This window comes from Rickettsia sp. TH2014 (assembly GCF_019249195.1).
Lineage (GTDB): Bacteria > Pseudomonadota > Alphaproteobacteria > Rickettsiales > Rickettsiaceae > Rickettsia > Rickettsia felis.
Window position 1 is genome coordinate 1 of record NZ_MXAX01000305.1, and the last position, 14,858, is coordinate 14,858.

The following is a 14,858-nucleotide window of genomic DNA, read 5'->3' on the forward strand; positions in this document are numbered from 1 at the left end:
TTCAGATATAATTTTTATAATGTCTGTAAGTTTAAATCTTGACTTCTACAACTTATAACCGATAAACGTACCACTTTCTTGCTATACCCGCTTGCAAGGAAAGTTTTTTTAGCTGACCCGCTAGCATTTGCGGCCGCTCCTCATAAGTCTAGTTCGTAATTAAGCACGCTTGCAAGTCCAAAATTATTAGAGAATTTCGGCTCATTCGGTGCTTTTGTTTCTTTGCTATTTTTTGTTCGATTTGCTCCGCCTTGTAAATTGATTTGCGGGAATCTATAAGAATTAACAAGATTAAGCTGTGCTTTTGCTGCTAGCACATTACTCATTGCCAGCTCAATATCAGAGTTACCAGTTAAAGATTCTTCGATTAGGTTATTTAACACCGGATCGTTAAACTGTAGCCACCATTTGGAGGGTGTATTATTGTTGTGTTCTAGAGAATAATTATTCCAACTAGTAGGTAATGAGAGACTCGGTATAGTATTATTTTGTTTAGCACTACAATTACATAGGAGGAATATAAAAATTAATGAAATTAGCTTGTTTGTGTGGAATGTTTTATTTGTCATTGCGAAGAAATTGCATAGCAATTGGCGAAGCAATCCAGTAAAAAATTCTGATTTACAGAATTTTTATTATTTTTCTAGATTGCCACGCCACCTTTGGTCGCTCGCAATGACGATTATTTAGTAGATTCATTAAAATAAATTAATATTACTTAATATTAATTATGAATCTTTAAACTGTTATGTCAATATACTCTATTATTTTTTCAACTAACTATTTTTATATTGTATAATAATGTTGCTAATTTTTTAGAAACAACCTTAATATCATAATTTTGTTTGAGGGTAAGGTGAGCGTTTTTAGAAAATTCTTCTGCTTTTAAGGGGTTATCTATTAGATAGGCAATTTTTTCTGCTAAATCTTCCACCGAGTCAGCTTTACAAATAAGCCCGTCTTGTAGATATGTTAGAATTTCTGCAGGTCCTTCAGTATCCGTACTAACTATAGGCACACTTGCTTCCATTGCTTCAAGTACTATGATGCCAAACGGTTCATGAAGAGATGGTAAACAAAAAATATCAATCTGTTTAAAGAATTTATCTCTATTGTTAACCCATCCCGTAAATAATATTTGATCTTGTAAATTAAGTTTATGTACTAAAGCAGTTAAATTATCTCGTTCTTCTCCACTTCCACCTATAACTACTTGAATATTATATTGTTTATCTTTCAAAATCTTTATAGCTTTAATAAAAACATCAACACCTTTCTTAGCTACAAATCTTGCGAGTACTCCGATTACAATAGGTTTTCTATATGTTTTATTTGAAACAACATCTTTAGTAATATTTATCATGTTCGGCAGAATAAATATCCTAGGCTCGGCAAAGTTATTTTTCATCAAGTATTCTTTCATATGATTTGTTAGAGCAATAACAAAATCACATTTACGTAGCCCTTTTAAACTATAATTATGAGCGATACCGATTAATTTTATATTTTGTGATTTAGCAAATTTACTAAAATTTATTGCTCTATTACCGTGTGCTATAATTATATCGGGTTTAATTTTGTAGATTATGTATTTAAGAATAAGAATTGAGATTAAGTCAAAAGGGCTTAAGTTAAGTAGTTTGAAGTTTCTACCGATGTCATTCCTGCTGTAGCTAGAATCCAAAAAAAATAATTTTAATTTAGTGAAAAAATTTATATGCTTTACTGGATTCCCGCCTTCGCGGGAATGACATCGTATGGGGAGTAGAAAGGAATTTATTTTTGCTTTGTAAGAAGTGATATTTATAACCTCAATTTTTTGCATTTCAAGAGCTGCATTATAATCTAAAAATGCTTGTTGAATTCCGCCAAGATCACGACTTAGCATAATATTAAGTATCTTCATTACTTTAACTTTTCGATTTCTTCTTCTGTTAAATCGGTAAATTCCATAATTTCATCTAAATGTCTATTTTTTGCTAACATTTTTTTTGGCCATAGAAATTTTTTGTCTAGCTTCTCCTTCGGCCTCTCCTCTTGCCTCTCCTTTAGCTTCAGCTTCCATAATTTTTTGTTCTTCTACGGCTGAATTATCCATTTCGGTTTTTATCATTTTTTCATAAGTATTTAACCCTTCTTCAGACCAGCTAGCTTGATCCAAAGCATAAAAAGCTTTTTTAATTATTGGGTCTTCACCTATCAAATGCTCCATTTCTTCTAAAGAGCTTTCATGTGCATGTTTAAAGAAATATGCCCATTTTTCTTGAAGACTCTCTAATTGATCTAATTCTTTATTAAATTTCTCAAGCTCTAAAAAAATAAAATAAAAATCTTGTAAGTCGTTCTCGTAAGTCTTGGTATCAAGAAGCCTATGATTTGATCTCCAATCTTTTTTATCGGGAAATAAAATAAAATCGGCAATAGCTAGGAATATTACTCCTCGAAGTTTTGCGTATACTGCCATTTTTTTATGATTCTCATCCTCTTTGAGTCTTTGCCTTGAATAGGCTTTTGCCGCATAAAGTTGATCTCTTTTCTCAAGGCCCGGATGTTTACTTACTTGCATCTCTACGATGAATTGAGTACCGTGTTTATCTTTGCGCAATACATCTACTATAGATTGTCTATAAGCTGCAATATCAGGATCTTGGTTAGTTTTTAAAAAAGTAACTTCGGTAATTACTTCTTTTTCCGCATAACCTAAAATATCATTTAGAAAATGAATAAGTATATCCTTGTTTTTTTTCCGTGTCGAAAATTTTTAAAAATGCGTAGTTATTTTTAGGGTCTAAGAAACGTGAAATTAGCATAATAATCTATATTTTTATATATCATCACTTCATTATAGCAAATTCCAAGAAATTTGCTATAATACAATTTCCTAATATATAAAACATTATGATTAGTAAAATTAATTTTGTAAAAATGCATGGTCTCGGTAATGATTTTGTTGTTGTTAACAAACGAGATTTATTAAGTTCATACGGTTTATCGCAGTTAGCAAAAAATATGGCTGATCGTCATATTGGTATAGGTTGTGATCAGTTTATTATTTATGAAGAGCATGATGATTTTTATGAGATGATTATATATAATATAGATGGCTCTAGTGCTAAATTATGCGGTAATGCTACAAGATGTTTAGCCAAGTTAATTTATCTTGATACGGGAAAGAAAGATATTACTGTAATGGTAGGCAATAAAAAATTGCTATGTAATGTGGAGAATGAAAATAATATTAGCGTTAATGTAGGAAAGGTTAGTTTTAATGAAGCCTGGATGCCAAGCCGTGATAAAATTTGGGAACTCGCAGAGCGTTATATGATTGATTTAAAGGAAACTATTTGTGTTGATATAGGTAATCCGCATTTGGTTATTTTTAGTAAGTTAGAATCTCAAGATCAAAAAATTGTTGGTGAAAAATTACAGGCTAAGGAATTATTCGCAGATGGGGTAAACGTTAATTTTGCTGAAGTAAAAGATAATAAAATCTATTTATCTGTTTGGGAGCGAGGGGCAGGATTAACTCTTGCTTGCGGAAGCGGGGCTTGCGGTAGCTTTGCTGCCGGTTTAAAGCTTGGTTTTATCCATTCACCGAGTATGGTAGTATTTAAGCATGGCAGCCTTACTATGAAAGAAGAAAACGGTAATATAATAATGCAAGGAGCAGCTACGCTTGTAGCACGCGGGGAATATTATTGTGAGCAATAATTTAAGACAAGAAGTAGTAACATTCGGCTGTAGACTTAATATTTACGAAAGTGAGATAATACGAAAAAATTTGGAATTATCGGGTATCGATAATGTGACAATATTCAATACTTGTGCAGTAACTAAAACAGCTGAGAAACAAGCAAGACAAGCTATCCGCAAGGCTAAAAAAAATAAACCTGATTTAAAAATTATCGTTACCGGTTGTAGCGCTCAAACAAGTCCACAAATGTACGGTAATATGCCGGAAGTTGATAAGGTTATAGGTAATGAAGAGAAGTTATTGCCTAACTATTACCAAATTACGGATGAAAAAATAGCAGTTAACGATATAATGTCGGTGAAAGAGACGGCAGGTCATTTAGTAAGTAGCTTTGACGGTAAATCTCGTGCTTTTATTCAGGTACAAAACGGTTGTGATCATTTTTGTACTTTCTGCATTATCCCTTACGGTAGAGGTAAAAGTAGATCAGTACCGATAGGAGCTATAGCAGAGCAGGTAAAACGTTTAGTACTAAACGGCTTTAAAGAAGTAGTTTTTACCGGTGTTGACGTTACGGCTTACGGTTCAGATTTACCCGGAAGTCCAACATTTGCACAAATGATTAAACGAGTTTTAAATTTAGTACCTGAACTAAAAAGGCTTCGTTTATCTTCAATAGATGTTGCAGAAATAGATGATGAACTGTTTGAGCTTATAGCTTATAGTGAGAGGATAATGCCGCATTTTCATATTAGCTTGCAAGCAGGCGATGATATGATATTAAAACGTATGAAAAGACGACATAATAGAGCAAACGTAATAGAGTTTTGTCGAAAGCTACGAGCAATAAGACCGGAAGTATCGTTTGGTGCGGATATTATAGCTGGTTTCCCGACTGAAACTCCTGAAATGTTTGAAAATACCAGGAAACTAATTACAGAAGCGGAGCTGCAATATCTGCATGTTTTTCCTTATTCGGAAAGAGAAGGAACGCCTGCAGCACGTATGCCGCAAGTACCGAAAGCTATAAGGAAAGAAAGAACCGAAATTCTAAGACAAGAGGGGCAGAATCAGCTATCTGAGTTCTTTAAAAAGCATATAGGTCAGAAAGTAGAGTTATTGGTAGAGAATAATAATATCGCCCATACCGAAAATTTTATTCCGGTAAAGCTAGACAAACCTTTAGAAGTAGGGCAGATATTTAAAGCGAAGTTGGTGGGAATAGAGGGGAATAATATGAAGTGTATGTTGATTTAACCACCTCGTCCTTACGAGGAGCCGTAGGCGACGTGGCAATCTCATGAAATAATACTAATTCCTGAGATTGCCGCATCGATCAAAAAACGTCCTCTGTGTCATCCCGTGGCTTGTCCGCGGGATCCAGCATAACGCGAGATAAATCGAGCTTTTTATAGCTGTATTTTTTATTACTGGATCCCGTGGACAAGCCACGGGATGACAGTGTTAACATAAAACAAAAAAAACATCATGGAAAATATAGACGCAATATTAAGGCTTACTGAGGAAAAAATCTTATTAGTACAAAACTTAAAAGAACTACAAGAATATAAAGTAGAATTTTTAGGTAAAAACGGTATAGTGACAGGTGAGCTTAAAAAATTAGGTAGTTTAAATGAACAGGAACGTAAAGAATTTGGCTTAAAAATCAATAAATTAAAAGATAAAATACAGAATATAATAAAAGCAAAAGAAGAAATTTTAGAGGAGCAGGAACTAAATTTAAAACTTGCTGCCGATAAAATTGATTTAACAATCCCAGCAAGGAGATATAAGCAAGGTTCTATTCATCCAATAACACAATGTAGTGAGGAGTTAATACAAGTATTTTCGCAGTTCGGTTTTATTATAGAAAACGGACCGAATATCGAGAATGATTTCCATAATTTTACTGCTCTCAATTTTGAAGATGACCATCCCGCAAGGCAAATGCATGATACTTTTTATTTGAAAGGTCAAGAAAACAATAAACCGCTGTTATTACGTACTCATACCTCAACAGTGCAGATTAGAGCTATGCAAAACGGCAAACCACCTTTTAGGTTTATAGCGCCTGGTAGGACTTATAGATCAGATTCGGATATGACGCATACGCCGATGTTTCACCAAATAGAAGGACTTGTTATTGATAAAAATATCAATATGGGGCATTTACAATATGTTATCACGGAATTTATAAAAAGCTTTTTTGAAAATTCTAATATTGAATTACGTTTTAGACCCAGCTTTTTCCCATTTACCGAACCTTCTGCCGAAGTTGATATTCGGATGAATAAAAACGATAAATGGCTTGAGGTACTCGGTTGTGGGATGGTTCATCCAAACGTGCTTAAAAATGTCGGTATCGATAGTAGCGAGTATCAAGGTTTTGCTTTTGGGCTTGGGGTAGAGCGTTTTGCAATGCTAAAATATAATATCAAAGATTTAAGACAATTTTTTGAAGGAGATATGCGTTGGCTTAAACATTATAATTTTGGGAGCTTTGATATACCGAATTTAGCAGGAGGGCTTACGAAATGAAATTTACGTTATCATGGTTAAAACAATTTTTAGAGACTTCTAGCACAGTTATTGAAATTTCCGAAGCCCTAACAGCTATTGGTCTTGAAGTAGAAGAGGTAATAGATAAAGCGGCAGAGCTACAAAAGTTTGAAGTAGCATATATTACAAATACTAAACCTCACCCGTCAGCCGATAAGTTAAAACTTTGTGATGTTGAGACTAAAAGCGGTATACGACAAATAGTTTGCGGTGCGAGTAATGCAAGAGCAGGTATAAAAGTAGTACTTGCAAATATCGGAATAGAAATACCAAACGGTAAGTTTAAAATTAAGGAATCTATTATTAGAGGTGAAAAAAGCTGCGGTATGCTTTGCTCTGAAGAGGAATTACTGCTAGCTTCAGAGTCTGAAGGGATTATAGAGTTATCTGAAGATGCCGTAGTTGGAGAGAATTTTACTAAATATTACGGTTTAGATGATCCTATATTTGTTATTAACGTTACTCCTAATCGTGGTGATGCACTTGGAGTTTACGGTATTGCGAGAGATTTAGCAGCTAAAGGAATAGGAATACTTAGAGAGCTAGAAATCCCAGAAATAAAAAGTACATTTACTTCTAAAATGAAGCTTAACGTGCAAGACAAAGAAACCTGCCCTTTATTTACTTTTAGAGAAATAAGAAATTTAGAAAATAAACCAAGCCCTGATTGGTTACGGAAATTATTAAAAAATGTCGGGGTAAAAACTATTTCAAGCTTAGTGGATGTAACAAATTATATTTCTTATAGCTTTGGGCAGCCGATGCATTCTTATGATGCGGATAGGATAAAAGGGGGAATTAGTGTAGCACACCATTACGAGGAACGTAGTGACGAAGCAATCTCGTGCAAAAGTCCTGAGATTGCCGCAGCTGCTTTGCAGCCTCGCAATGACGGTTTGGTATCCACGCGGACCATGCCATCTCGCAATGATGTAGCCAAATTCCACGCTCTAAACGGCAAAGAATATTCACTTACCGAAAATGATTTAGCTATAAAAGATGAAAGCGGTATCCAAGGTCTTGCCGGTGTCATTGGCGGGGCTAAGAGTAGTTGTACTGATAGTACGACTAATATAATACTGGAAGCTGCATGTTTTAATGCTAAAATGGTTGCAGCGAGCGGGCGAAGATTTCAAATTGATACGGATGCTAGATATCGTAATGAGCGTAATATCGATAGAAATTTTACGGAAAAAGCTTTAGACATAGCGACTAATCTTATTTTGTCAGTATGCGGAAATGGTGAAGTATCGGAAGTAGTGAAATGCGGTGAGAAAGAGCCTCAAAAAAAACCTTTAGATTTTTCAGCATACTATTTAGAAAAAATTACGGGAATTAAATTAAGTATCAAAGAGATAGAAGATATATTAAATAGACTTGGATTTGTTACGGATGTTAAAGGTGAGATTATAAAGGTAATAGCTCCCTCTTGGCGTCATGATATAACTATTTTAGAAGATATAGCTGAAGAAATCGCTCGTATTTACGGCTATGATAAAATAGAGAGTATAAAACTACCCGAACTAGACCAAGATAATAATAAGCTAAGAGAGCATAAAAGAATATCTAGTTTTAAAAGGATATTAGCAAGCAAAGGCTATGATGAGGTAGTAACTAACTCTTTTATGAGTAGTGAAGATGCAAAGTTGTTTGCTGAATTAAAAGAAGAGTTATTTTTGCTTAATCCTATTAGCATAGGAGACAATTATATGCGTCCTACTATACTGCCAAATTTGTTAAGTATAGTAAGTAAAAATCTAGCACGCTCTATAAAAGATATGGCTTTTTTTGAAGTTGGACCGAGCTTTATAGATTTAAATACGGAAGCAACTTATTTAACGGCAATTATAAGCGGTTCATATAATAATAAAAATCCTCATTCGCTTGGACGAGGCTATGATATTTTTGATCTTAAAGGCGATTTAGAGCTGGTAGTGGATTATGCAGGACTATCTATAGATAAATGTATAGCAACAAATGAGACAGCATTGCCACAATATTATCATCCAACTAGAGCAGTAAATATAGGGCTTGGTAAAAATTTATTAGGTCATTTTGGGCAGATACACCCTAAAATCTTGAAATATTACGATATTAATCAGGAAATATTTGCATTCGAGCTAAATATTACAAATTTGCCGTTGATAAAAGCTAAATTCGGTAAAAGAGACGAATTTGCGGCATCGGATTTCCAAGCTAATTTTAGAGATTACGCATTCATTGTTGATCAAGATCATAGAGTCGGTGAAATAATATCATATATAAATAATTTTAATAAAAAGCTTGTCAAATCAGTTATATTATTTGATATTTATAGCGGTGATAAATTACCTGTAGGTAAAAAATCTATAGCGGTTAAAATAGAGCTACAAGCAGATGATCGTACTTTAACTGAAGCTGACTTAAATTTATTTAGCCAAGATTTAATTGCAGCTATTGAACAAAAATTTCAAGGAACATTAAGAGAATAACAATATGTTAAAATTAATAGTTGAAACAAAAACGTTAGTTCAGTCCCTAGGGTTTGCAAGTTCCGTTGTTGAAAAACGTAATGTAATACCTGAATATACAAACATTAAATTATCGGCAAAAGACGGCAATCTAGAGCTTAGTTCTACTAATATGGATTTGTACTTAAGTCAAAAAATAGCAGCGCAGGTAGTCAGTGAAGGTGAGCTTACCGTTTCTACGAAAACTCTAAATGATATAGTCCGAAAACTTCCGGATTCCGAGCTTACATTAACAGATCTCGGTACAACGGGACTTGAAATCAAAGGACAAAATTGTAAATTTAATTTATTTACTTTGCCGGTTAGTTCTTTTCCTCCAATGGATAGTATTAATCCTGAAGCAAGCTTTAAAATTTCCTGCACGGATTTTGCTAAAATAATCGAATCGACAAAATTTTCGATTTCTTTAGATGAAACTCGTTATAATTTAAACGGTGTTTATTTACACATAAAAGACAAAGAGTTTTGTTCGGCAAGTACCGATGGGCATAGGCTTTCAATTTCATGGGTAACCTTAGAAAAACAAATAAAGAATTTTGGAGTTATATTACCACAAAAAAGCGCAGAGGAAATTTTAAAAATAGTTAAAGATCCTAAAAATATAAATGAAGATATAGAAATTTTATTAAGTAGCAATAAGATCAAATTTATATGTAACGAAAATACTATTATGCTATCAAAGCTTATAGACGGTACTTTCCCTGATTATAGTGCTTTTATTCCGGAAAGCAACAGTTCAAAATTAGTAATTAATCGAAAAATATTTGTAGATAGTATAGAAAGGATAGCGATAATAACCGTTGAAAAATTTAGAGCGGTAAAATTATCTTTATCTCGTGAAACCTTAGAGATTAGTGCCATCGGTGAAGCAAGAGGTAACGCAAAAGAGGTTATTAATTCTTCACAAGATAAGGAAAGTTTTTATGAATATAATAGTGATGAGTCTTTAGCTATAGGCTTTAATCCGCAATATTTGGAAGATGTCTTAAAAGTCGTGAAGTCGGATTTAGTAGAACTATATTTTTCAGATGTTTCAGCACCGGTACTTATTAAATTTCCTGAGAATCCTAAAGATATTTTTGTCGTCATGCCTGTTAAGGTGTAAGTTTTATGAAAACCGGAATATATAAGCATTGCAAAGGAAAATTATACCAAGTTATAGATACCGCGAAACATACCGAAACTTTGGAAGAATTAGTAGTTTATAAAGCATTATATGACGATTTTCAGCTTTGGGTAAGACCGCTTGAAATGTTTAACGGAAAGGTTTTATTAAATGGAAAAAATATTCCACGTTTTGAATTTATTTCTGAGAAATAATTAAATCTGTACTCTGTCATCCCGTGGCTCGGCCTATAGTACCGGACAATTTTCACTTTATGTCATCCCTGCGAAAGCAGGAGTCCAAAATAAAGCGAGATAAATCGAGCTTTAAAAAAGCTTTATTTGAAAAAAAATTATCTAATAAAAAAAATCTTTGAAATCAAGGTTTTTTAGCATGGATCCCTGCTTTCGCAGGGATGACATAAAGTGAAAATTGTCCGGTACTATAGGCTTGACCACGGGATCCAAAAAGACGCTTAAAGTATTAATAATTTTAGTATTTTTAGCTGGATCTAGCTCACAAGTCGCAGTATGACAACGAAAGATTCCCACTTCTAGCTATGAATGACATAGAGAGGTATAGGAATGACATAAAAGGCGGTGAGAATGACATATAATTAGTTCAAATAATTTTTGACTAATAGCCAAAGCTTCTCTATTATTTCCCTCAAGCACCCTAATTAAATATTGGTTATGAAAAAAATTATCGGATTATTTTTTGTAATTATACTTAGTACAATAAGTACTAGTATCTTAGCGGATGATTATCCAAAAACAGAACGAGAGCAGAAATGGGACGAAGTAGGTTCTATAGCAGGTGAAGAAGGATTAGTTTTTAGACCGGGCAGGGTAAAAAACGAATCTACTAAAGCTGTAGGAGGTTCAGTTAATAAATATCTTTGGCAAGCAGCATTAGAGACTATAAGTTTTGCTCCTCTTGCATCAGCTGACTCAAACGGCGGTGTGATTATTACGGAATGGTATAGCCCACGCTCTAATTCTAATTTTCGATTTAAAATTAATATATTTATCAAAGACGATGTAATAAGCCCTGATTCAATTGAAGTGAAAGTATTTGAAGAAATGCTTAAAAATAAACAATGGGTACTTAATGAAAACTCCTCAAATCTTGCTATCACGCTTGAAGATAAAATTTTAAGAAAAGCTAGGGATTTGTACATTAACAGTGCTAGGTAATGACTCTGTCATTGCGAAGAGGTATTACCAAACCCGTCATTGCGAGGAGTGAAGCGACGTGGCAATCTCGTGAAGTAGCATAAAACTCCTGAGATTGCCACACCAGCATAAATGCTAGCTCGCAATAACGAGACAACTGATCCATGCAACAAATCCTATGACGACGCAGTATATAAATTATAAAAAAATATGAATCAAATAGATCAAAAATGGCAACAAATTTGGCATGATGAGAAAGCTTTTGAGGTATCAAACGAGAGTAGCAAGCCGAAATATTACGTACTTGAAATGTTGCCTTATCCTTCTGGCAAAATCCATGTAGGTCACGTACGCAACTATTCTATAGGTGATGTTATTGCAAGGTTTATGACTATGCAAGGTTTTAACGTGCTTCATCCGATGGGCTGGGATGCTTTTGGGCTACCTGCCGAAAATGCCGCAATAAACAATAATTCTCATCCGAAAGATTGGACTTATTCTAATATCGAAAATATGAAAAAGCAGCTAAAATCCATGGGCTTTTCTTATGATTGGACTAGAGAGATAAATAGCTGTGATCCAGAGTATTATAAACATGAGCAGAAATTCTTTTTAGAGCTTTATGAGAGAAATCTTGCTTATCAAAAAGAATCGCTTGTTAACTGGGATCTGGTTGATAATACCGTTCTTGCAAATGAGCAAGTTGTAGACGGGCGTGGTTGGCGTTCAGGTGCAATTGTTGAGAAGCGTTATTTAAAGCAATGGTTCTTAAAAATCACCGATTATGCTGAAGAGTTATTAAATGAAATTCAGAATTTAAAAGAATGGCCTGAAGCCGTTCGCTCTATGCAAGAGAAATGGATAGGTAAATCGATAGGTGCTAACTTTCATTTCAAAATTAAGGATAATGAAGATAATACTATAGAAGCATTCTCAACCAAACCTGAAACTATTTTCGGCGCTGGTTTTATAGGAATTGCCTTTAATCATCCGATAATAGAGAAATTAATTTCCAAGACACCTGAAATATTGAGTTTTATAACTAAATGTTCGCACATTACAGGAAGTAGCGAACTAGAAAAGGCTGAAAAAGAGGGAGTCTTTACCGGTCTTTATGTCATTCATCCTTTCGATTCAAATATAGTTTTACCGGTTATTATTACGAATTTTGTGTTAATGGATTACGGTACTGGTGCTGTTTTCGGTTGTCCTGCTCATGACGAACGTGACCATGAATTAGCTGTTAAAATGAATTTGCCTATTAAGCAGGTAATTGAAACGGATATTGATGTACAAAAGACCGCTTATACGGAAGATGGAATTTTGGTTAACTCAGATTTTCTAAACGGCTTAACTAGTAATGAAGCAAAACAAAAAGTAATCGATGAATTTGAGAAACTAGGCATAGGTAAACGCAGTGTAAATTATCGTCTAAAAGATTGGGGAATTTCTCGTCAACGCTTTTGGGGTTGTCCTATTCCTATGATTCACTGTGAAGCTTGCGGCATAGTTCCCGTACCGTGCAGTAACTTACCCGTTACGTTACCTGATGATGTTAGTTTTGACGGTCACGGTAATCCGCTTGATCATCATCCTAGTTGGAAACATGTTAATTGTCCGAAATGCGATAAGTCGGCTATTCGTGAAACCGATACTTTTGATACATTTTTCGAGTCATCTTGGTATTTTACGAGATATTGCAATAGCAATGCTACAGAGATGACCGATAAAAAAGCTTGTGATTATTGGCTACCGGTGGATAAATATATAGGCGGTATAGAACATGCAGTAATGCATCTATTATATGCGAGGTTTTTCACAAAAGTAATGAACGAACAGAATTACGTAAGCGTTCGTGAGCCTTTTAAAGGGCTATTTACTCAAGGAATGGTGCTGCATGCTACTTATAAAGATGAACATAATAATTGGTTATACCCTGAAGAAGTAGTTAAAAAAGGTAATGAATTTTTTCATAAAGAAAGCAATAATAGAGTAGTGCAGGGACGCATTGAAAAGATGAGTAAGTCTAAAAAGAATCTCATCGATCTTGAGACGATGCAAGAGCAATATGGAGCTGATGCTATTAGGTTTTTTGTACTGTCCGATAGTCCGCCTGAGAAAGATCTAGAATGGTCGGCAAGCGGTATTGAAGGCTGCTCACGTTTTATTAATAAGCTTAAGCATATGTTTGAGGCGATAGCTTCTTTAACAGATGATGTGAATAGTGAGTTTAATAAAGAACTTAATAGATTAGTGCATTTTACCATAAAGCACGTCGCAGACGGTATAAAGCATTTTGCCCTAAATAGAGCAATAGCACGTATGCGTGAGCTTTCTAATGCTATATCTGCTGAGCTTAATAAAGAAGTGGTTGATGTTAAAACCGTAAGATACGGCTTTAATGTTTTAGTTCAGCTGCTAAACCCTTTTATCCCGCATATTACGGAAGAAATTTGGCAAAAGCTTGGGAATAAAGAGCGGTTATATAATTCAGCCTTTCCAGCATTTGATGAATCAATGTTAGAATTAGATACATATGTTATGGCAGTGCAGGTTAATGGCAAACTCCGTGATACTTATGAGTTTAAAACTTCTGCAAGCGAAGATGAAATAAAGCAAATTACCGTCAATTTGCCAAAAGTACAAAAATTCTTAGAAGGGAAAGAGTCGAAGAAGATTATTCTCGTGCCTCGTAAAATTGTGAATATTATAGTTTGATATTTTTTCTGTCTGAGCTACGGAAATTGCATAGCAATTGACGAAGCAATCTCAGGAGCTTGTTATTATTTCATGAGATTGCCGCGTCGCTTCGCTCCTCGCAATGACGATTTGGTATCCACGCAGATAATACCTACGCTCATTCACAATTACGAATGTCAGTAGAGTATGCTTAGTTGCATCACTTTTTAGTGTGCCTCAATCGTCCCCATCGCTCCAATCGCAACCATCCCTGTGTCTCCTCCCATTTGCATATGCTTGAAATAACAGGGTCATTGAACCACAGTTTTGCAATATCAAACGGCTCTTCTTGTTGTTGCTGTGACGGACTCTCGCGGTAATTACAAATATTTGCAACTGATGCTATTATATAATTTACTGCCCACCAACAAAATGCTACAACAACATTAATACTTAAAGCATTTTCATTATTATCAACACTTAAAGCATTTTCGTTTTTTGGTTCTGTGAGGGCTGTAGAATCTGCATCACTTGGAGAAATTAAAGCACTTTCTTCTGCTGATATTACCTCGTCATCTATACCGCTTAGAGTCATAGATAGGATTATTTCTGCATCTAAAGCATTTTCATTATTATCAACATTCAAAGTATTTTTTTCTTTTGATGTTAGTTCTAATGGGGAGTTTACAATATTTGTTTCTGGTTGTGATCTTATTTCTCCAAATATACCGCTTAGAGTCATGGATAGGATTGTGTCCGGATCTAAAGCATATTTTTCTTCTGATGTTATAAAATCTGCATCACCTAAATTATTTTTCCTTAGTTATATCACTAAGATAACCACCCTCTAGACTTAGATTTAGTGCTTCATTTGAATCTAAGAGTGTTGTTATTTTATCAGTCATAAAGATCCCCTATTTTAGTTGTTAATTAGGACTGTTAACAAAATAATTTGAAAGCTATCTTGTTAGTAGTCCTATAAATAGTGTGCCTGATTTTATACCTAGAGTGTAATCCTCCCATTTTTAATCGCAACAGAGAGTAGAGAGTTAAGTTGCGAGAGCTAATTTTTGTATTGGTGTTATACCGCCAATGTAGAAGTCAAGATTTAATCTTACAGACATTATAAAAATTAT

At 34.3% G+C, this 14,858-nt stretch carries 11 protein-coding genes and 1 pseudogene; 8 read left to right on the plus strand and 4 right to left on the minus strand.

Annotated elements, in window-relative coordinates:
• Positions 1 to 140: 140 nt before the first annotated feature.
• The 3 genes and pseudogenes from KYQ89_RS08085 to KYQ89_RS07100 form a co-directional block, all read right to left on the minus strand.
• Positions 141 to 569 carry a TolC family protein gene (locus tag KYQ89_RS08085; RefSeq protein ID WP_256621610.1) on the minus strand — a complete coding sequence of 143 codons (429 nt, stop codon included), beginning with the start codon at positions 567 to 569 and terminating at the stop codon, positions 141 to 143.
• Between the two features lie 203 nt (positions 570 to 772).
• A complete protein-coding gene (locus KYQ89_RS07095; RefSeq protein WP_256621611.1) occupies positions 773 to 1,906 on the minus strand; it encodes a glycosyltransferase family 4 protein in 1,134 nt (377 codons plus the stop codon).
• Positions 1,906 to 2,731, minus strand: a pseudogene (locus KYQ89_RS07100) (Rpn family recombination-promoting nuclease/putative transposase). Before KYQ89_RS07100 ends, KYQ89_RS07095 begins: the two are co-directional and overlap by 1 nt.
• 167 nt (positions 2,732 to 2,898) lie before the next feature.
• Between KYQ89_RS07100 and dapF the strand changes: the two are divergent.
• The 8 genes from dapF (at position 2,899) to leuS (ending at position 13,761) form a co-directional block, all read left to right on the plus strand.
• Positions 2,899 to 3,711, plus strand: coding sequence for a diaminopimelate epimerase (gene dapF, locus KYQ89_RS07105; protein WP_218461006.1), 813 nt, complete (start codon positions 2,899 to 2,901; stop codon positions 3,709 to 3,711).
• Positions 3,701 to 4,951, plus strand: a complete 1,251-nt coding sequence (gene mtaB / locus KYQ89_RS07110) for a tRNA (N(6)-L-threonylcarbamoyladenosine(37)-C(2))-methylthiotransferase MtaB (protein WP_218461007.1) — start codon at positions 3,701 to 3,703, stop codon at positions 4,949 to 4,951. The genes dapF and mtaB overlap by 11 nt, the downstream gene beginning before the upstream one ends.
• 231 nt (positions 4,952 to 5,182) lie before the next feature.
• The gene (gene pheS, locus KYQ89_RS07120) at positions 5,183 to 6,232 is read left to right on the plus strand and encodes a phenylalanine--tRNA ligase subunit alpha (RefSeq protein ID WP_218461008.1); all 1,050 of its coding nucleotides are present in this window, start codon (positions 5,183 to 5,185) and stop codon (positions 6,230 to 6,232) included.
• Positions 6,229 to 8,724, plus strand: coding sequence for a phenylalanine--tRNA ligase subunit beta (pheT, locus tag KYQ89_RS07125; protein WP_218461009.1), 2,496 nt, complete (start codon positions 6,229 to 6,231; stop codon positions 8,722 to 8,724). The genes pheS and pheT overlap by 4 nt, the downstream gene beginning before the upstream one ends.
• A gap of 4 nt (positions 8,725 to 8,728) precedes the next feature.
• Positions 8,729 to 9,868: a DNA polymerase III subunit beta gene (dnaN, locus tag KYQ89_RS07130; RefSeq protein WP_218461010.1), complete on the plus strand. Its 1,140-nt coding sequence runs from the start codon at positions 8,729 to 8,731 to the stop codon at positions 9,866 to 9,868.
• Between the two features lie 5 nt (positions 9,869 to 9,873).
• Complete coding sequence (locus tag KYQ89_RS07135) at positions 9,874 to 10,083, plus strand: DUF1653 domain-containing protein (RefSeq protein WP_218461011.1); 210 nt, start codon at positions 9,874 to 9,876, stop codon at positions 10,081 to 10,083.
• 477 nt (positions 10,084 to 10,560) lie between these two features.
• Positions 10,561 to 11,064 (plus strand): DUF3576 domain-containing protein, encoded by a 504-nt coding sequence (locus KYQ89_RS07140; RefSeq protein WP_218461012.1) that lies wholly within the window; start codon positions 10,561 to 10,563, stop codon positions 11,062 to 11,064.
• Positions 11,065 to 11,253: 189 nt separating this feature from the next.
• Positions 11,254 to 13,761 carry a leucine--tRNA ligase gene (leuS, locus tag KYQ89_RS07145; RefSeq protein WP_218461013.1) on the plus strand — a complete coding sequence of 836 codons (2,508 nt, stop codon included), beginning with the start codon at positions 11,254 to 11,256 and terminating at the stop codon, positions 13,759 to 13,761.
• Between the two features lie 181 nt (positions 13,762 to 13,942).
• Here leuS and KYQ89_RS07150 read toward each other — a convergent pair whose 3' ends face one another.
• Complete coding sequence (locus tag KYQ89_RS07150; protein ID WP_218461014.1) at positions 13,943 to 14,464, minus strand: hypothetical protein; 522 nt, start codon at positions 14,462 to 14,464, stop codon at positions 13,943 to 13,945.
• Positions 14,465 to 14,858: the final 394 nt, after the last annotated feature.

Coding starts and splice junctions, on each gene's coding strand:
- KYQ89_RS08085 (WP_256621610.1), bottom strand. CDS start 569: ATGACAAATAAAACATTCCACACAAACAAGCTAATTTCATTAATTTTT.
- KYQ89_RS07095 (WP_256621611.1), bottom strand. CDS start 1,906: ATGAAGATACTTAATATTATGCTAAGTCGTGATCTTGGCGGAATTCAA.
- dapF (WP_218461006.1), top strand. CDS start 2,899: ATGATTAGTAAAATTAATTTTGTAAAAATGCATGGTCTCGGTAATGAT.
- pheS (WP_218461008.1), top strand. CDS start 5,183: ATGGAAAATATAGACGCAATATTAAGGCTTACTGAGGAAAAAATCTTA.
- pheT (WP_218461009.1), top strand. CDS start 6,229: ATGAAATTTACGTTATCATGGTTAAAACAATTTTTAGAGACTTCTAGC.
- dnaN (WP_218461010.1), top strand. CDS start 8,729: ATGTTAAAATTAATAGTTGAAACAAAAACGTTAGTTCAGTCCCTAGGG.
- KYQ89_RS07135 (WP_218461011.1), top strand. CDS start 9,874: ATGAAAACCGGAATATATAAGCATTGCAAAGGAAAATTATACCAAGTT.
- KYQ89_RS07140 (WP_218461012.1), top strand. CDS start 10,561: ATGAAAAAAATTATCGGATTATTTTTTGTAATTATACTTAGTACAATA.
- leuS (WP_218461013.1), top strand. CDS start 11,254: ATGAATCAAATAGATCAAAAATGGCAACAAATTTGGCATGATGAGAAA.
- KYQ89_RS07150 (WP_218461014.1), bottom strand. CDS start 14,464: ATGACTCTAAGCGGTATATTTGGAGAAATAAGATCACAACCAGAAACA.